We start from the raw sequence: 17479 nt of genomic DNA, 5'->3' as shown, positions 1-17479 counted from the left end.
GGGGCTGCAAAACGGACCGCTTTGCGATAGATATCAAGGGGAACAGGAATGGGGATGGCGAAACTGGCGGACTCCACGTTTCTTAATTGCGAAGCTCAACCGCAGCCGTTTTGCGAGGCCGACGCGGAGTCGCCGATCGACCTTGTCCATCTTTCCCGACAGACCTTCGGCGACCATGATCTCGAACGGGAGCTGCTGGCGCTTTTCGACGCACAGGCGGAGCAATTTACGAAACGCTTGCGCGCGCCCGCCGCGCGGGGCGACGCCGACTGGCGCATCGGGCTTGCGCATACCATCAAGGGGTCGGCGCGGGCAGTGGGCGCCTTCGAGGTGGGGCACGCGGCGGAGGCTTACGAACAGGCGCTGCGCTGCGAAGACGCGAGCGCCGCCGAGAAGTCCGAGATCCTCGGCGCCGCCATCGGCCGCGCGCGCGGCGCCATCGCCCTATTGCTGGGCGGCGCGGCTCAGAACGGCCCCACCGGGAAATATTTCAGATAAAGCTCGGCGAAAACGCCGCGCTGGGCGAGGCGGGAGAGCGCGTAATCGAGCGCCCGGCGTAAGGGCGCATTGCCTTTTTTCACGGCGATGCCGATGCCCTCGCCGAAATATTTCGGATCGGTGAAGGGGCCATCCCGAAAGACGCAGCAGCCGGCTGCTTCGGCGCCGTTCAGCCAATAGGATAGGGCGATCGCGTCGCCGAAAACCGCCTGAACGCGGCCGTTCTTGAGCGCGTTACGGGCGAGGGCGGGCGTTTCGAACGTCACCAAGGTCGAGCGCGGATAGAAGGCTTGCAGAAACGCCTCGTGTCGCGAGCCCGCGACAACCGCGATCGGACGATCGGCGAGCGCGGCGGGAGAAGCCGACGTCAGGGTCGTATCGGCCTGCATGGCGAATCGGCCGGGCGTCAGCATGTAAGGTCCGGAAAAATCCACCTGTTTGCGAGTTTCGTCATTGATCGCGAGCGAAGCGATGATGGCGTCGCCGCTATTGTCGTTGAGCGCGGGAACGAGCAGATCCCACCGCCGCCGCTGGATCGTGCAGGCGGTGTCGAGTTCGACGCAGATCGCCCGAGCCAGATCGATGTTGAAACCCGCGACCTGCCCATCCGAAAGCAGGAAATTGAATGGCGGATAGTCATCCTCAGTCAGGAACCGGATCTGGCGCAGTCCGGAAACATCCGGCTTTTCCGGCGTGCGGTTGGGGTCCCAAAATGAGGGCGCATTCGTGGCCGGCGTCGATGACGCGGGGGGCGCCGGCGCGGGCGGCGCGCCGTCAGCCGCCGCAGCCGTGAAGCCGGACGTCAGGAACAGCGCGGCGAGCGCCGCACGAATGGAGGCGAGAAGACCGGTTCGGCGCGGCTGAGTGAGACGGCGCATAAAAGGATTGCTTGGCCTTTGCTGTAGGTCGATAGTCGCGCCCAGGCTGCTTGCGCTTGCCGGGTTTATTGCATGAATTTTGTGCCGATCGATAGTGTTGCTTCCTCTGCTTCGCAGATCAAGGACGAACTTTCCTCTCAGCCTTTCAGACGCCGGGCGCTTGCCGGCTGCTCGGCCGTTCGCCGGCCGTCGCCGTCGCGTGCGACCGCGTCGAGATCCATTCCTGTCGAAATCGCCTTTCTTTCGGCGCACGGCGTGCCGGAGCAAGTGCTGCAATTCGCCGCTGCGACGGCGCGCCGCCAGGGCGTTTGCGCCGACGAAGCGCTGCTCGCCGAAGGGCTCGTCTGCGAGGATGTCTTCTATCGGGCGCTGGCGCAGCATCTCAACGTCGAGTTCATCGACAGTCCTGTCGACGTCGCCGCATCAGGCGTTGCGACGGCCGAATGCGGCTATGCGCGGGTCCGGGACCCGTCGAGCGGGTATCTTTGGCTGTTCGCGCCGAGCGGCAGCGGCGTCTTTCGATTGATGAGCGCGCGGCGTGCGGCGAGGGGGCGGCCGCTTTTCGCGATCACCACTCGAACGCTGTTTTTGGAGGCGGTGCGCCGCGCCGATCCCGTCAGCGTCGCCCGCGACGCGGCCTTCCTCGTCGAGCGCGTCGATCGGGACTTATGCGCGCGCGGCGGCTTGCGGCGCGGACAGGCGGGACTGCTCCTCATCGCTCTGATCGGACTGGCGGCGAGCCTTTACGCACCCTTCTTCTTTTTACGCCTTGCATCGGCTTTGCTCCTTGCAGGCGCATTCTTTTGCGGCGTGTTTCTGAGACTTTTCGCCTGCGCAGCGAGCCTTCAACGCTGCGCAGACGCCGAACCGCTCGAAAGCGACGCGCAACTGCCGATCTACACGATCGTGCTTGCGCTTTATCAAGAAGCCGCCGTTGCGCGCCAACTCGCGCGAGCGATCGACCGTTTCGACTATCCCGGTATTATGGCGCAAACGCCACAAGCGAACTAGCGTGCAACGCCTTATTTTCTGGGCATGGCCGAGATTCGCACTGTCACCACGCTGCGCAGAAAGCGCGACGAAATCATATCTGTCATCAAGCTCTATGAGCGCCAGCTAGAACAAGCCCGCGCCGATCTCGCGCATGTGTCAGCGGCGATGCGGATATTCGACGCTGGCGAAGACGTGAAGCCCTACATCGACATTCACCGCATCTTTAAGCGGACAGAGAAGATCGCTCTATGCCGTGAAGCGCTCGCCGAGGGGCCGATGACGACAAAGGATCTCGCGCTGTTCTTGATGCGCAAGAAGGGCCTCGACACGGGCGACAAGGTTCTTGCGAAGGCCATCGCCAACAATCTCATTCACTCGCTGCGAATGCAGGCTTCGCGCGGGCGTATCGTCATGGATGGGAAGCGGAAGGGCGTTTGCGTGTGGCGATTGGCTGAAACACGTCAGCTCGAATTGGCCACAGCGTGAGTTAGCGAGACTCAGTCAGGCCGGTTTGGTAGCGTCCCCTTTGTCAAAGGGAGGATGGCTATGGCCGATCACCACTACATTTGCAGCTCCATTGAAAGCGGCGCGGCGACTGCGGATGGCAGCCAAATCATGATCAATGCGCCCATGGACGGCGGGAACGTTTCAATCCTCTTCCCTTCTGACGAAGCGCCTAGAGCCGTGTCTCTCATTTTGGCTCTGCTTGGAGATGCGAGAGCAGCGGCACGCGATCCGCAATCATCTCCGCCGCCGGTTTTTAATGCTGGGGCTATAGAGTTTCTTCAACGCCCTGATCAGGGTCGCGACGTTCTGCGAATTCAGGTCGGTGAAGATCGAAATTCATCCTTATACTTTTCGTTCCCTCTTGGATATTTGGTAGAAGTATCAAAGGGCATTCTGCAAGCCGCAGGGCTTGTCGTAGAGGCAAGAAATGGCTTGGCCAATTAGTCGCCGGGAATTTGCTTTTGTTTTGCATGACAGCCGCTCCCGTTTCGTGTAGCCTAACAGCTCACGACGATGCGTCTCGTCATTCCGAATCGAGCGGGGATTCCGGCCCCGCCGATTCACTTTTGATCATAAACTCATCACGTAATGCGCGCCAGTCGCGCAACCACGCTCGCTCTAGCTGGGGATTTCAACTGTTGCTAGCACACAAGGAGATGCCCATGCCTACAGCGCGAGAGGAATTCGAAGACGCCGAGATGTCATTCCGCCGTGGCTATGTTCACGGGGCGGTGGACCTATTTCGAGAAATAGAGGCGTTTTTACCCGCGCGGCAAAGAGACTCGGTGCAAAGATGGTTAGACGACGATCTTAGCAAGTGGCGGCTCGCCAACTTGAAGGGCGAGGTCGGAAGGCCAGATGTTATGACTATAGGGCCGCATACTCCCCCGCGCCTCAAGCCGTGACTGATTAAATTACGACACGTGCCTTTGCCAGTATCCCGTGAAATCCGGGCTGACCTTTTTCTTCGTCATCAGCGCCGCCAAGCGCTCCACCTGTTCGCCATTCGACATGCGGCGATGATCCTCGCGCCATGAGGCTTCCTGCGCATAGCGGAGCAAGTAGACGCCAGCAACGTGGTGATGATGGCCAATCTCGGCGCGGCGCAGGCGCGAGAAATAGGACTCGGCGTCATTCGTGCACGCGCCATCGTCGCTGTATGCCTCTTCGTGATTGATCCGGCGCATTTCGAAGTTCTTATGCAGCGCATCCCAAGAGCCGGCTTCGTCGGCATGGACGATTGATCCCTTGGCGATACGAGCGCGGATGAAACCGAGCGCGCGGCCTTCCGCGCGGAAGACAGCCGGGACAGACCGTCCGTCGCGGGCGCGGACGATGACAACGCATTGGCGCTTGCCGGTCTGATTGACCGCAAGACGACGATCGCGGCGGTTCTCACGCATATTGGCCGGTTTGACGTAGCCGCCGAAATAGCCGCCGTCGATTTCCACTTCCTCGCCGGCGCCGCCGACGACGCGGCCTTTCATTTCTTCGGCCATCGCCTCGCGCAGCTTGTGCAACAGGACGAAGGCGGCCTTGTAGGACGTGCCAAGATCGCGAGACATGGCGAGAGCGCTCTTGCCCTTCACCTCATTGGCGAAGATAGCGATCGCGGCGAGATAGACGCGCAAGGGCAGCTTGTGAGACGCAAAGAGCGTCCCGCTGGTCACGCTGAAATCCTTCGCGCAGGCGCGGCAACGGAAGCGCGGCGCGCCGCTCGGGCGGCGACAGTCATAGGCGTCAACGCCGCCACAGTGCGGGCAGACCGGCTTGCCCTCAGTCTCAGCCCAGCGCACGCGGCAAAACATCGTCTCCGCATCCGCGTCCGACATGCGGAAGATACTGGCAAGCGAGAGCGTCTTGGCGGCGCGGGAGAGAAGGAAATGTTGCGACATGTCACCACATCCGATGATGTTATGCATCGGATATAGCGGTAGACGTAATCAGAAGCAAGGGTTAATATCATCGCATGTGATGATATTTTGAGGCTCCCATGGCGGCGAAAGCAGACCCGGCTACGCAAGCGTATGAAACGAAAGCGAAAAACCTCCTGAAAGGGGAACTGAAACGCCGTGGCGTCACCTATGCTCAGCTTGCCGAAAGGCTGGCGGCGATCGGGGTGAAGGAGACAGACCGGAATCTAAACAATAAGATCAGTCGCGGCGGGTTTACCGCTGCTTTTCTGATTCAGTGTTTAGAGGTCGTCGGGTGCAAAACGCTGCATTTAGATGCGGATGGATAGCTGGGATTTTATTTGTTGTTTCAATACATTCCGCATTTGGAGAAAACGCCGGACATCATCTGATCCAGAATAACCAAACCGAGGCTCAAAGCGAGCAGAGCCAAGCCAAAAATGCGCGGGCGCCGCACCCGGCGACCCAGAGCGCCGAAGCACCAAGGCGGCAAGATATCATTCCCAAGGATCAAACGGGTAAGCCCAAAGAGCACAAGAAGCCCTGTGAAAACCCCGCTAACAGCGAAGAAGACGACACGTGCTCGCAATTCAGGAGCGCAGATGCGGCGAAGGAACAAGTCGATATTGGCTGGAAAGGTCTTTTGGCCAGCATCGTATCCGCCGCCGCCACTGCTGTCGCTGCTTGGGCCGCTGCTGCCGCCGCGACTGCCGCTAAGGACGCTATCCGTGACGCTCAATCTAGCCGTCGTGCGTGGCTCAAACTGGATCTCACGCCATACCGAGAAATCACCTATTATGAGACTGGCGGATTCTATACGCAAATGACTGTTTCCATAACGAATATTGGCCAAAGCGTCGCGCGTGACGTTAGGGTATGGCCCAAAGCCTTCACCGATGAAGGTGTTAGCACCCCCCATGTTTGGGAAGAGTCCGCTGATTGGCTTTTCAAGCGCATGGCTCAGCGCCATCCGAAAGAAAGAGGCCGCGTCATTCTTCCAAACGAGATGTATTCCTTTGAACCAGACATCTTGATTCGCCCAAGTGAAGCTGTCGGCTCCGCAAAAACACGAACTGGATTGATTATCAGGGTCGCGCTCCTGGCGGAATACGAAACCGATCCTGTAAAAGGCAAACGTCACACGCTGACATATTTTGATGTTCTCGGCGCATCTGACGATCGGGCCACGTGGGGGGTTATCCAAAGCGAAGGCCCGACCCCCAAAGATCGGCTCCGCGCAAACAAGAGCAGCGGCGGCAAAGCCACCTAAAAGCGCGCAACGCGCTGCGCCGAACAAGCGCGCGACTCCTACACGTCAACCCTCCCCCGAATAGGTGGCGACGTGGCCGTCAGATCGCTTGTGGCGTTTGCGCCATAATACCGGACTATCCGAGAGCCAAGCTCGATGTAAAATTCGTTATTGAAGCCGATGATGAACCAACGGCTGCCGCATTAAAGGCGCATGCGCCACATGCGCCGCATGAGATCGTCATCGCGCCCGAAGGCGCGCCGCGCACCAAGCCACGCGCGCTGAACGTCGCCATGCCGCTCGCCCGGGGATCGCTCGTTGCGGTGTTCGACGCGGAAGATTTGCCCGAGCCACGCCAATTGCGTCGAGCGGCGACGCTCTTTGCCGCATCGCCGCCGAGCGTCGCGTGCCTGCAGGCGAGCCTTGTTATCGACAACGGCGGCCTGAATTGGATGACGGCGATGTTCGCGCTTGAATATGCGGCGCTTTTTGACGTCTACAACAAGGGCCTCGCAGCGATGGGCATGCCGCTCTTCCTTGGCGGAACGTCCAATCATTTCCGCATCGAGGCTCTGCGCGACATCGGCTTCTGGGACGCTTTCAACGTCACCGAAGACGCCGATCTCGGCCTGCGGCTCGCGCGCGCGGGCTTTGAAGCGCGGACATTCGCCTCGCAAACCTTCGAAGAGGCGCCGGCGGTCTTCGGCGCGCTGGTGAGACAGCGCACGCGCTGGTTCAAAGGCTGGATGCAGACATTTATCGTGCACTGCCGTCGACCTATGCGGCTTTTCGTCGATCTCGGTTCCCGGCGCGCGATCGCGGTGCTCGCAATGTTCGCCAGCGGATTGTTTGGTCCTTTGCTCGGCCCGTTCTTGGCGGCGCGGATGGCCTATGATGCGATCTTTGGGGCTCTGTTGGCGCCGGTCGCGCCATTTGAAATCGTCTTGAGCACGCTGTGGTGCTGTCTGGCGATCGCCGGAGCGGTCTCCCTGATCTTGCCGCTGGCCATGGGAATGCGGCGGCGCGGCCTGACGCGATTTCGCCGAGCGCTTATCTATCTGCCGATCTGGCTGATGATGCTGAGCATCGCGGCATGGCGCGCCCTTTATGAACTCTGGCGGCGTCCTTTCCACTGGGAAAAGACCGAGCATGGGCTGACCATGCGCGGCGCTGTCGAAGCGGAAATAGAAGTCGATCCATTCGTCTCAAGAGAAGAGCCACTGTTTGATCAAGAAGCCGGCGCTTAGCGCCTTGCCGTAATGTTCGTGCAGCGCGACATGGCTCATGCCGGCGCGCGGCAGATCAGATTTCTTCAATCGTTTGAAGAAGGGAATGAGCACGTCCTCGAAGTTCGTCACCGTGTATTTTCCGCCGTGGCGATCGGCGACGCGCTCGGCGACATTGGCGAACAGCAGCGCCAGCGCCTTGAACAGGGCCGGATGGGTGATCTGCTCATCGGCGTTGTGCAAACCCAGGCCGTGCCGGCAGGCGCGTAAATAGGCGTTGAGCACCGCATAGACTTCCTCCGCCCGCGCGTCGACGAATGCGCCCTTGATCGAGCGCAGCGCGGCGTTGAAGGTGACGCGCGAAATCGTGCCCTTGCGCCGTTCCGCCGGACTGAGCAGGTCCTTGAGCGCGCTGTCGTCGCGTGTGTGGAAAAGATCGAAGACGTCGTGCAGCAGCGCGTCGGCTTTGGTCTCGACTTCCGAGAGACGGCGGATGTCGAGCAATAGCTCATTGGGCACCGGCCGCTGCTTAGTGTTGATGTCCATGAACAGCCGGCATTCTTCCGAACGCTTCAGCTTATTGTAGATCACCACCGGCACGTCGACCGCATGCTTCGCCAGCTTGAAGCCGAAAATGCGATGTTGCCCGTCGATGATCAGGAAGGCGCGGGGGTCCTGCCGGAAGGTCAGAGCTCCCGCGGCGCGGTCATAATGCATATGCGCGCGCGACTGCGCCGACAGCACCACGGCGCCGGGAACCGTGCCAAACCCGGCGTCGATATATTTGGCGATGGATTTCGCCCGCTTTTCATCGAGCAGGCGCTGGAAGCCTTCCGCCGGATTCTCGACCCGCGGTTCGACCGTGCAGGTTTCGGCGAGCAGGTTGCTCGGCAGCACCAGCGCGTAAAAGCGGTGCTTGCCCTGGGAGACGAGTTGCGCCGGGGCGGTGATCGATGTTTTGCCGGCGGCGGAAGCGGAGGAGCCGCGCAATTCGGCCCCTGCGTCCGGCAACGGGGCGGATTCGGCGATATCGCTGAGCGTGTCCCGATCCATGTGTTGATCCCTCGGAAGCGTGAACTTTCAGCGTTCACACAGCTGACTCGACGAATCGACCGACACTCGGACGACGACGCTAGGCGGGAAAAGCATTGGGGGCAAGATGGCTTGAGGTCGCGAAGCCGTGTTTTATCTTCCGAATGCCTATTCAACGCCATGGCGGCCACGGCTGCGATGGCTCTCAGGCCGCGGAAGCGGGAACATTGCGGAAGGCAATGTTGCCGAGTCGGTGCTATAACTTGGTCATTCACCTTTGTCGGGAGCGCTAAAGTGTCCGTGCCGATAGAGACCACCCCGCGTTTTTCGACAGGCGTTCCGGGGCTCGACAGGGTCCTTCACGGCGGACTTCCGCGCTGCTCTCTCATTCTCGTTGAAGGCGCGCCCGGTAGCGGCAAGACGACCATGGCGCTCCAGTTGCTGATCCAGGCGGTTCGCGCGGGGGAAGGCTGTCTGCTGGCGACGAGCGCCGAGTCGCCGCAACAGTTGCGGTCGATCGCCGCATCGCACGGATGGAGTCTCGAGGGGATCAATATCACGGGCCTGTCGGAGCCATCCAGCGCGGAAGACACAGGGCTCGATTACACGCTTTTCCCGGAAGAGGAGGTCGAGATCGGCGAGACGTTCGACCATCTTTTTTCCGAAGTCGAACGGTTCAAACCAAAGCTGCTCGTGCTCGACACGATTTCGAGTCTGCGTGTTGTCGCGCCGACGGCGGCCTTTCATCGGCGTCAACTAAAACGTATTCGCGACTTCATGGCGGCGCGCGACTGCACGACTGTGATGCTGGATGAAGCATCGATGACGGAAAAGGATCTTCGCAGTCAGACGCTGTCTGACGGCATCATCGAATTGCGGCAAAAACAGTCTTCGTACGGCGCCGACCGACGCGCATTGCGCGTGATCAAACTGCGCGGCTGCAGCTATGTGAGTGGCTCACATGACGTAACGATCGCCACCGGAGGGCTGACCGTGCACTCTCGCCTCGTCGCACAGAGCTTTCCGAGCCTCGCGTCGACGCAGGCGCTCGGCTCCGGCAACGCAGAGATTGACGCGCTTGTCGGAGGCGGGCTTCCCCGGGGTTCGAACACGCTTATAGCGGGCCCTGCAGGCGTCGGAAAATCAACTATATCATCACTCTACGCGATGGCTGCGGCCAATCGCGGCGAGAAATGCGCCCTTTTTCTATTCGACGAGAGCGAGGAGAGCTATATCGGTCGCGGCGAGGGATTGGGCCTAGACATGCGCGCCAAAGTCGAAGCCGGCCGCATTGAACTCAGGCATCTTGATCCGGCCGAACTGAGCGTCGGCGAGATCGCCGCCCTGGTCATGGATCGAGTCGAGAAGCAGGGCGTGAAGCTCGTCGTGATGGACACGCTGAACGGCTATCTGCAGTCCTCGATGGAAGAACCAAGTGTTGTTCTTCACATCAGGGAGTTGCTCTCCTATCTGAGCCGTCGTCAGATTGTCACCATCATGACGCTGACGCAGCACGGAATTTTCGGAACCGAGCTCTCTTCGCCGATGGATTTCAGCTTCCTGGCCGACAATGTTTTCCTGCTTCGTTATTTCGAGCTTGACGGCGCGCTGCACAAGGCCTTGTCGATCGTCAAAAAGCGTAGCGGCCAACATGAGCACACGATCCGGAAACTGACGATGAGAGCGGGGGGCGTCGACGTCAGTGAGCCGCTTACAGGCTTTACAGGCGTCCTGACGGGGACGCCCGTGTATCATCCCGAGTCCAAATATGGCGGAGCGTAGCGTAGCGGAGGTCGTCCCAAGAGCTGAGGATAGCCTGCGCGTTCTGATAATGACGCCAACGGGACGCGATGCCGCCCTCGCCGAAGACGCGCTCAAGCGTAACGGTCTTTCCAGCTGCGTTTGCCGCAACGAAGAAGAGCTACGCGGGGAGATTGCGAAAGGCGCAGGCTGCGTTCTTATGGCGGAGGAGGCATTGCCCCACGATCGCGCGGTGACCTGGCACGACTTGTTCGGTCCTGAACCGGCGTGGTCCCAGATGCCCGTGGTGTTGCTTCTTGCCCGCGGCCACGCTCAAAAAGATTTGGCGTTACTACGAACGATCGAAAAGCGTCCGAGTTTAGGTTTCATCGAACGCCCTGCACAGAAGCGCTCGCTGATCAGCGCGCTCAAGAACGCGATTGAAGCCCGTCGTCTACAATACGCCATTCGCGACGCGCTGGACGCGCTGCAGACTGCCAATCGCCGCAAGGATGAGTTCCTCGCCGTGCTGGCCCACGAGTTGCGCAATCCTCTAGCTGTGATTTGTGCGGCGATTCACATCAAGAGGCGGCGCTCAGCCGACGGGAATGATGATGACATGCTATCGGCGATCGAGAGGCAAACTCAACAGCTCACGCGTATTGTCGACGACCTTTTGGAAGTTTCGCGCATCAGCCGCGGCAAGTTAGAGCTTCACAAGGAGCGCCTGGATCTTGTCTCGCTCGTGCGCGAAGTGTTTGAACATGGGGCCGACAAACTTCAGGCCGGGAAACATCGCAAACATTTTTACGCGCCCTCGACAGAGCTTTTCATTGAGGGTGATCCCGTTCGTCTGGGGCAGGTATTTGTAAATATTCTCAACAACGCCGCAAAATATACAACAGATGTCGGCGCGATCGATGTATCGGTGACGCAGGACGGTAATTCCGCAGTGGTCATTGTCAAGGATACGGGCGTCGGAATCCCGCCCGAAATGATAGCGCGCGTTTTCGACATCTTTACCCAGGTCGATCGCAATCTCGGAAGGGCTCAAGGCGGGATTGGCGTCGGTCTATCGCTTACCCGCAGTCTTGTAACGCTGCACGGAGGCACGATCGAAGCCCGCAGCGGCGGCGCGGATAAGGGCAGCGAGTTCATCGTCCGGCTGCCATTGAGCGAACCGTCCGTTGCGGCGAATGTCGAACCCGCGCAAGATCCAAGGGAGCGGCGCGCGCCCCAGACGAAGGTGTTGGTCGTGGATGACGACCACCTTGTCGGCAAACTCACTGGCGAGCTGATCGCCACCTTTGGGATGGAGGTGCAGGTCGTTCCTGGCGGAGCCGAGGCGCTGGAAGTCATCCCGAAATTCCAGCCCCGGATCGTCTTTGTCGATCTCGGCATGCCCGGGATTGATGGTTATGAGACGGTCCGGAGGATCAGACAGCTTCCCGGCGGAGATTCTCTTTTCATCGCAGCGTTGTCGGGTTGGGGCCAGGCCGAGGACTTTGAGCGAAGCGCCGAGGCTGGATTTGACCGGCATTTTGTCAAACCGATCAAGATCTCGGAATTAGAAAATTTGTTCGCCTCGGAGCCGCTAACCTGAGCAAATGAGTCAGAGCGTCGTGATTGACGTCTTCCGAAGCCGGCCGTGCCGTCGTCAGCTACGCAGACCAGGCGCCTCATGGCCCGTGCGCGCCACATATTCGGTGTAGCCGCCGCCATAAACATGAACGCCATCGGGCGTCAGTTCCAGCACACGATTGGATAGCGCTGCCAGGAAGTGACGATCGTGCGAGACGAACAGCATGGCGCCCTCATATTGCGAGAGCGCCGTGATGAGCATCTCCTTGGTCGCCAGATCCAGATGGTTCGTGGGTTCGTCCAGCACGAGAAAGTTCGGCGGGTCGTAAAGCATTTTCGCCATGACGAGTCGCGCCTTCTCGCCGCCCGACAACACCCGGCATTTCTTCTCCACATCGTCGCCGGAGAAGCCGAAGCAGCCGGCCAATGTGCGCAGCGAGCCCTGTCCTGCCTGCGGAAACGAGTCCTCCAGCGACTGGAACACGGTGCGCTCGCCGTCCAGCAACTCCATGGCGTGTTGCGCAAAATAGCCCATTTTCACGCTGCCGCCCTGGGCGACGGCGCCATCGTCCGGCAGCGAGGCGCCGGCCACCAACTTCAGCAGCGTCGACTTGCCCGCGCCGTTGACGCCCATGACGCACCACCGCTCATTGCGGCGCACTTGAAAGTTCAGTCCCTCGTAGATTGTCCGTGCGCCGTAGCTCTTGTGCACGTTCTTCAGGGTGATCACGTCGTCGCCCGAGCGCGGCGCTGGCGGGAATTCGAACAAAACCGTCTGGCGGCGCTTTGGCGGCTCCACCCTGTCGATCTTCTCGAGCTTCTTGACGCGGCTCTGCACTTGCGCGGCGTGCGATGCGCGCGCCTTGAACCGCTCGATAAATTTGATTTCCTTGGCGAGCATTGCCTGCTGACGCTCAAATTGCGCCTGCGCCTGCTTCTCGTTCTGCGCGCGTTGCTGCTCGTAGAACACGTAATTGCCCGAATAGGTCGTCAACGCGCCGCCATCGATTTCCACCACCTTGGTGACAATGCGGTTCATGAACTCGCGATCATGCGACGTCATCAGCAGCACGCCTTCATAGGCTTTGAGGAATTCCTCCAGCCAGATCAGGCTTTCCAGGTCGAGATGGTTGCTCGGCTCGTCGAGAAGCATGGCGTCGGGACGCATGATGAGGATGCGGGCGAGCGCCACGCGCATTTTCCAGCCGCCCGACAGGGCGCCGACGTCGCCGTCCATCATCTCCTGCGTAAAACTCAGGCCCGCGAGGATTTCGCGCGCGCGGCCTTCCAGGGCGTAGCCGTCCAGTTCCTCGAAGCGCGCCTGCACCTCGCCGTAACGCTCGATGATTTCTTCCATGTCGCCCGCCCGGTCAGGATCAACCATGGCGTCCTCCAGCTGCTTCAGTTCGGAGGCCACGGCGCTGACGGGACCCGCGCCGTCCATCACCTCTGACACGGCGCTGCGGCCAGACATCTCGCCGACGTCCTGATTGAAGTAGCCGATGGTCACGCCGCGATCGACGGCCACCTGGCCCTCGTCGGGATGCTCCCGTCCCGTAATCATTCGGAAAAGCGTCGTCTTGCCGGCCCCGTTGGGACCGACGAGGCCGACCCGCTCGCCCTTAAGGAGCGTCGCGGAGGCCTCGATGAAGAGGATCTGATGACCGTTCTGCTTGCCGATGTTTTCGAGACGAATCATGTGTGCAGGGGACCGGGGAGGGAAAGTTTGGGTAGCCATTAGGCTATGCGGCGCGCCAGCGAAAGAGCATTTCGGCCGCAAGCGACTCCTGCCTAAGCCTCGACGGGAAGCGTCCGCTCCGGGTCAAAATCGTGATCTGCGGGGCGATGGCGGCGCTGCTTACTCGCGGTGTGATTTCAGTCGCTTGTGCGAGAGGACCAGGTCGCGTGCGAGACGCCGTCGAGGGCGGCGAGCGCCTCGACCACGGCGTCAAGCTGTTCGCCCGTCGCGCTCGACGTCGCGAGGGTCGCGACGATCTCGACGTCGTCTTCGCGTTCGTTCTCAGCAATGTCCTGGATCGGATAAGAGGCGGCTTCGAGCCGCTCGATCAAAGTGTCCCGAATAGCGTCGCGTCGGGCGCCGCTCGCCGCGACGCGGACGTCATAGACCGCTTCCGTCGCGGTTTCGTCGATCGGCGTACGTTCGATCAGACGCACGAGCGGTCGAAGGAGCGTGTTGCCAGCGAGCACGAAACCCGTGAGCAACAAAGCTTCCGCGGGACGATCGGCGCCCGCGAAGCCACCCGTCACCGCCGAGCACCAGACGGTCGCCGCTGTGTTCAATCCACGGATATTCATGCCTTCCTTGATGATCACGCCAGCGCCGAGAAAGCCGACGCCTGACGCCACATAGGCCAGCACCTGGGTCGCGCCCTGATTGCCCATGAGCCGCATGCCGAGATCGACGAAAGCGGAAGCGCCGAGCGCGACGAGAGCGTTAATCCGCAACCCGGCGCTGCGCTGCCGATACTGGCGCTCCGCGCCGATCGCGGTCCCCAGAACGAACGCCACGAGCAGCGACACAAACGTATTGAGAATTTCCGCGCCGTCGAAATTGGCAATGGCGTTCATGGGCTAAATCCATCGGCGTTCCGCTGCTCGGCTTATAGAAGGCCACAGGAAGCTTGTCGCGGCCGACGCCGCGGTAATGTTGACCCTGAGGCTGCGCTCCTGTATGAAGACTGCGCTGCGCCGCAGCATGAGGCGCTCCAGCCGCGTAGGTCGACGTTTCCGTCGACGAGCTGTCGAGCGCCCCCTTTTCCCACGCCGAGGCCCGTTACGCGGGGCCGACTCTTTTTTGGTCCTGAGCTGGCGCTCTCCGCGCCGGTCCTCGTGGCTCGAATCGACAACTGAAAGCAACAATCGAAGTGATGACATTCTCCGATCTCGGCTTGAACGAGATCCTGCTGCGCGCGCTTGAGCGCGAAGGCTACACCACTCCCACCCCGGTCCAGGCGCAGGCTATTCCCGCGCTTCTGCAAGGTCGCGACCTTCTCGGCGTGGCCCAGACCGGCACCGGCAAGACGGCGGCTTTCGCTCTGCCGATCCTGCACCGCTTGCTCGCCGATAAGCGGCGCGCGGCGCCCAACACGGCGCGCGCGCTGATTCTCGCGCCGACGCGCGAACTCGCGGCGCAGATCGCCGACAGTTTCCGCTCTTACGGCCATTTCTTTCGCCCGAGCGTCGGCGTCATCGTCGGCGGCGTGTCGCATCGTCCGCAAAATGAAATGCTGGCCCGTGGCCTCGACATTCTGGTGGCGACGCCCGGGCGTCTGCTCGACCATCTCGGCAGCGGCCGTTTGAAGCTCGCGACGACCGAAGTGCTCGTTCTCGACGAAGCCGACCATATGCTCGATCTCGGATTTATCGTTCCGATCCGCCAGATCGTCGCGAAATTGCCGAAGCAACGCCAGACGCTGCTGTTCTCGGCGACGATGCCGCGGGAGATCTCCGCGCTCGCGGACGACATGCTACGGGATCCGACGAAAGTCTCGGTGACGCCGGCGGCGACCACCGCCGAGCGTGTCGCGCAACATGTCTATCTGGTTTCTGGCGGCGCCAAGCGTGACCTGCTGGTGGAACTGTTGAACGACCGTGAAATTTCGCGCGCGATCGTGTTTACGCGCACCAAGCGCGGCGCCGATCGCGTCGCGCAGCATCTGGAGAGCGCCGGCGTCGGCGCCGACGCGATCCACGGCAACAAGAGCCAGAGCCAGCGGCTGCGCGCGCTTGACGGCTTTCGCAAGGGCCGCACGCGGGTGCTTGTCGCGACCGATATCGCCGCGCGCGGCATCGACGTCGACGGCGTGACGCATGTCGTCAATTTCGAATTGCCGGAAGTTGCGGAAGCCTATGTGCATCGCATCGGCCGCACTGCGCGGGCCGGCGCGACCGGTCAGGCGATTTCGCTCTGCGACAATGGCGAGCGGCCGTTGCTGCGCGCGATCGAAAAACTGACGCGTCAGACGCTTGAATTCACTGACCGGCGCGCCGAAGGCGCCCGTCACGATGACGGCGACTCCGCACGCCCGGCGCCCAAGAGGCCGAGTTCGCCGGCGCCGCATCGAAACGGCGTGCAGCATCCTCGGCGCGATGGGCAGCGTCCAGCCGCGAAGCGCGCCGACGCGCCTGCCAATAGTGGCCAGAAGCGGCGCGCCAATGGCGGCGGGCGTTTCAAGCAGGCGAGCCGTCCGCAGGCATAAGGCTATAGTCATGGCCGTTCCGAATCGAGGACGGCCATGCTCTATGATCTTCTCATCGTCGGCGGCGGGATCAACGGCTGCGCCATCGCCCGCGACGCCGCCGGCCGCGGCCTTGCCGTCAGGCTCGTCGAGCAGGGCGATCTCGCGCAAGGGACGTCGTCCGCCTCGACGAAGCTGATCCACGGCGGTCTTCGCTATCTCGAACTCTACGAATTTCGTCTGGTGCATGAAGCGCTCGCCGAACGCGAACTGCTGCTCGCCGCCGCGCCGCACATCATCTGGCCGCTAAAATTCGTTTTGCCCTATGAGAAGGGGCTGCGGCCCGTCTGGCTGCTGCGTCTTGGACTTTTCATCTACGACCACCTTGCGCGCCGCAAGCAGCTCGAAGCCTCGCATATGGTGAGACTTTCGCAGGATGCGTTTGGTGCGCCGCTACGCGACGCTTACCGCGTCGGCTTCACTTACGCCGATTGCTGGGTGGACGATTCGCGCCTCGTCGTGCTGAACGCACGCGACGCGGCGGAACGCGGCGCGACGATCAGCGTTGGCGCGAAGCTTGTTCAGGCGGTCCGATGCGGCGACCGCTGGCGCGCGACGCTCGCGGACGGCGAGACGATTCAAACGCGCGCGCTGGTCAACGCCGCCGGCCCCTGGGTGTCGCAGGTGATCGAAGACGCGCTGCACATCCATTCGCGCAAGCATGTGCGGCTCGTAAAGGGATCGCATCTTGTTTTGCGTAAGCTCTTCGAGGGCGCGCAGGCCTATATTTTGCAAAATCCCGATGGCCGCATCGTCTTCGCCATCCCCTATGAACACGACTTCACGCTCGTCGGCACGACCGACATTTCCTATGACGGCCTTCCCGGCGCCGTGGCGATCAGCGACGCAGAGACGGACTATCTGCTCAATTCGCTCAACCATTTCTTGCGCGTTCCAGCGACCCGCGACGACATCGTGTGGAGCTACGCCGGCCTGCGTCCGCTCTATGACGACGGCGCGCTCAAAGCGTCGGTCGTGACGCGCGACTACGCTTTCGATCTCGACGCGCCAGAAGACGCGCCGCCGTCGCTGTCGATCTTCGGCGGCAAGATCACCACGGCGCGCCGGCTCGCCGAACATGCGCTGAGCGAGCTCTCGCGCTTTCTTCCCGCGCATGGCGAGGCCTGGACGGCGAACGCGATCTTTCCCGGCGGCGACATGCCCGAGGGTTTCGACAGATTTCTCGACGATCTCAAGCGCGACAAGCCGTTTCTCGGTGACGAATTGGCGCTGCGCCTCGCGCGCGCCTATGGGACGCGCGTCTTCGAGATTTTGAAGGATGCACGAGCGTTGAGCGATCTTGGCCGTGATTTCGGCGGCGGCCTCACCGAAGCGGAGATCGCCTATCTGCGCGAGAAGGAATGGGCGCGCACGGCTGACGACATTCTCTGGCGCCGCTCGAAGCTCGGCCTCCATATGAGCGACGCGCAGCAGATAACGCTGCGGGAGTTTATCGGCGCCTGACCCCCTCCCTGTCCCTCCCCCGCTTCGCGGGAGAGGGGACCCAAGCGATCTGCTTTTCGCGAAAGAGAGTCACGCGGCCTCGCGCGAAAATGACGATGCAAGGCGCGACCTGCTCCCTCTCCCGCGAAGCGGGGGAGGG

At 61.4% G+C, this 17479-nt stretch carries 16 protein-coding genes; 11 read left to right on the top strand and 5 right to left on the bottom strand.

Going from position 1 to position 17479, the window contains the following annotated elements; translation table 11 throughout:
• The first annotated feature begins 54 nt into the window (after positions 1-54).
• A complete protein-coding gene (locus NEI07_RS05200; RefSeq protein ID WP_407659848.1) occupies positions 55-498 on the top strand; it encodes an Hpt domain-containing protein in 444 nt (147 codons plus the stop codon).
• Here NEI07_RS05200 and NEI07_RS05195 read toward each other — a convergent pair.
• Positions 465-1376: a transporter substrate-binding domain-containing protein gene (locus NEI07_RS05195; protein ID WP_256033176.1), complete on the bottom strand. Its 912-nt coding sequence runs from the start codon at positions 1374-1376 to the stop codon at positions 465-467. The genes NEI07_RS05200 and NEI07_RS05195 overlap by 34 nt on opposite strands.
• 72 nt (positions 1377-1448) lie before the next feature.
• On the opposite strand from NEI07_RS05195, the gene NEI07_RS05190 reads away from it, so the two are divergent.
• Genes NEI07_RS05190 through NEI07_RS05180 form a run of 3 tightly spaced genes read left to right on the top strand, consistent with a single transcriptional unit; the run spans position 1449 to position 3320 of the window.
• Positions 1449-2387: a hypothetical protein gene (locus NEI07_RS05190; protein WP_256033175.1), complete on the top strand. Its 939-nt coding sequence runs from the start codon at positions 1449-1451 to the stop codon at positions 2385-2387.
• 24 nt (positions 2388-2411) lie between these two features.
• Entirely contained in the window at positions 2412-2855 is a 444-nt protein-coding gene (locus NEI07_RS05185) for a hypothetical protein (RefSeq protein ID WP_256033174.1), read from the top strand.
• A gap of 60 nt (positions 2856-2915) precedes the next feature.
• The gene (locus NEI07_RS05180) at positions 2916-3320 is read left to right on the top strand and encodes a hypothetical protein (protein ID WP_256033173.1); all 405 of its coding nucleotides are present in this window, start codon (positions 2916-2918) and stop codon (positions 3318-3320) included.
• Between the two features lie 470 nt (positions 3321-3790).
• Here NEI07_RS05180 and NEI07_RS05175 read toward each other — a convergent pair whose 3' ends face one another.
• Positions 3791-4798: an IS1595 family transposase gene (locus NEI07_RS05175; RefSeq protein WP_256033172.1), complete on the bottom strand. Its 1008-nt coding sequence runs from the start codon at positions 4796-4798 to the stop codon at positions 3791-3793.
• Between the two features lie 71 nt (positions 4799-4869).
• On the opposite strand from NEI07_RS05175, the gene NEI07_RS05170 reads away from it, so the two are divergent.
• The 3 genes from NEI07_RS05170 to NEI07_RS05160 are packed head-to-tail and all read left to right on the top strand — an operon-like array spanning position 4870 to position 7285.
• Positions 4870-5118 carry a DUF6471 domain-containing protein gene (locus tag NEI07_RS05170; RefSeq protein WP_256033171.1) on the top strand — a complete coding sequence of 83 codons (249 nt, stop codon included), beginning with the start codon at positions 4870-4872 and terminating at the stop codon, positions 5116-5118.
• Positions 5085-6059 (top strand): hypothetical protein, encoded by a 975-nt coding sequence (locus tag NEI07_RS05165; protein ID WP_256033170.1) that lies wholly within the window; start codon positions 5085-5087, stop codon positions 6057-6059. The genes NEI07_RS05170 and NEI07_RS05165 overlap by 34 nt, the downstream gene beginning before the upstream one ends.
• Positions 5978-7285, top strand: coding sequence for a glycosyltransferase family 2 protein (locus NEI07_RS05160; RefSeq protein WP_256033169.1), 1308 nt, complete (start codon positions 5978-5980; stop codon positions 7283-7285). The genes NEI07_RS05165 and NEI07_RS05160 overlap by 82 nt, the downstream gene beginning before the upstream one ends.
• On the opposite strand, the gene NEI07_RS05155 is transcribed toward NEI07_RS05160, so the two are convergent.
• Positions 7244-8317 (bottom strand): DGQHR domain-containing protein, encoded by a 1074-nt coding sequence (locus tag NEI07_RS05155; RefSeq protein ID WP_256033168.1) that lies wholly within the window; start codon positions 8315-8317, stop codon positions 7244-7246. The genes NEI07_RS05160 and NEI07_RS05155 overlap by 42 nt on opposite strands.
• Before the next feature lie 273 nt (positions 8318-8590).
• Between NEI07_RS05155 and NEI07_RS05150 the strand changes: the two genes are divergently transcribed.
• The gene (locus tag NEI07_RS05150; RefSeq protein WP_256033167.1) at positions 8591-10078 is read left to right on the top strand and encodes an ATPase domain-containing protein; all 1488 of its coding nucleotides are present in this window, start codon (positions 8591-8593) and stop codon (positions 10076-10078) included.
• Positions 10079-10127: 49 nt separating this feature from the next.
• Positions 10128-11639, top strand: a complete 1512-nt coding sequence (locus tag NEI07_RS05145; RefSeq protein WP_256033166.1) for a hybrid sensor histidine kinase/response regulator — start codon at positions 10128-10130, stop codon at positions 11637-11639.
• A gap of 54 nt (positions 11640-11693) precedes the next feature.
• On the opposite strand, the gene NEI07_RS05140 is transcribed toward NEI07_RS05145, so the two are convergent.
• Both NEI07_RS05140 and NEI07_RS05135 read right to left on the bottom strand, forming a co-directional pair.
• Complete coding sequence (locus NEI07_RS05140; RefSeq protein ID WP_256033165.1) at positions 11694-13316, bottom strand: ABC-F family ATP-binding cassette domain-containing protein; 1623 nt, start codon at positions 13314-13316, stop codon at positions 11694-11696.
• A gap of 176 nt (positions 13317-13492) precedes the next feature.
• Positions 13493-14206: an MgtC/SapB family protein gene (locus tag NEI07_RS05135; protein WP_256033164.1), complete on the bottom strand. Its 714-nt coding sequence runs from the start codon at positions 14204-14206 to the stop codon at positions 13493-13495.
• Positions 14207-14505: 299 nt separating this feature from the next.
• Between NEI07_RS05135 and NEI07_RS05130 the strand changes: the two genes are divergently transcribed.
• On the top strand, positions 14506-15837 hold the full coding sequence (locus NEI07_RS05130; protein ID WP_256033163.1) for a DEAD/DEAH box helicase: 1332 nt from the start codon (positions 14506-14508) through the stop codon (positions 15835-15837).
• A gap of 36 nt (positions 15838-15873) precedes the next feature.
• Entirely contained in the window at positions 15874-17340 is a 1467-nt protein-coding gene (gene glpD, locus NEI07_RS05125; RefSeq protein ID WP_256033162.1) for a glycerol-3-phosphate dehydrogenase, read from the top strand.
• The last annotated feature ends 139 nt before the right edge of the window (positions 17341-17479 follow it).

The sequence above is a fragment of the Methylocystis suflitae genome, from assembly GCF_024448135.1.
Classification (GTDB): Bacteria; Pseudomonadota; Alphaproteobacteria; order Rhizobiales; family Beijerinckiaceae; genus Methylocystis; species Methylocystis suflitae.
Note: the sequence above shows the minus strand (reverse complement) of the source record. Positions and strands in the feature narration are given on the sequence as shown.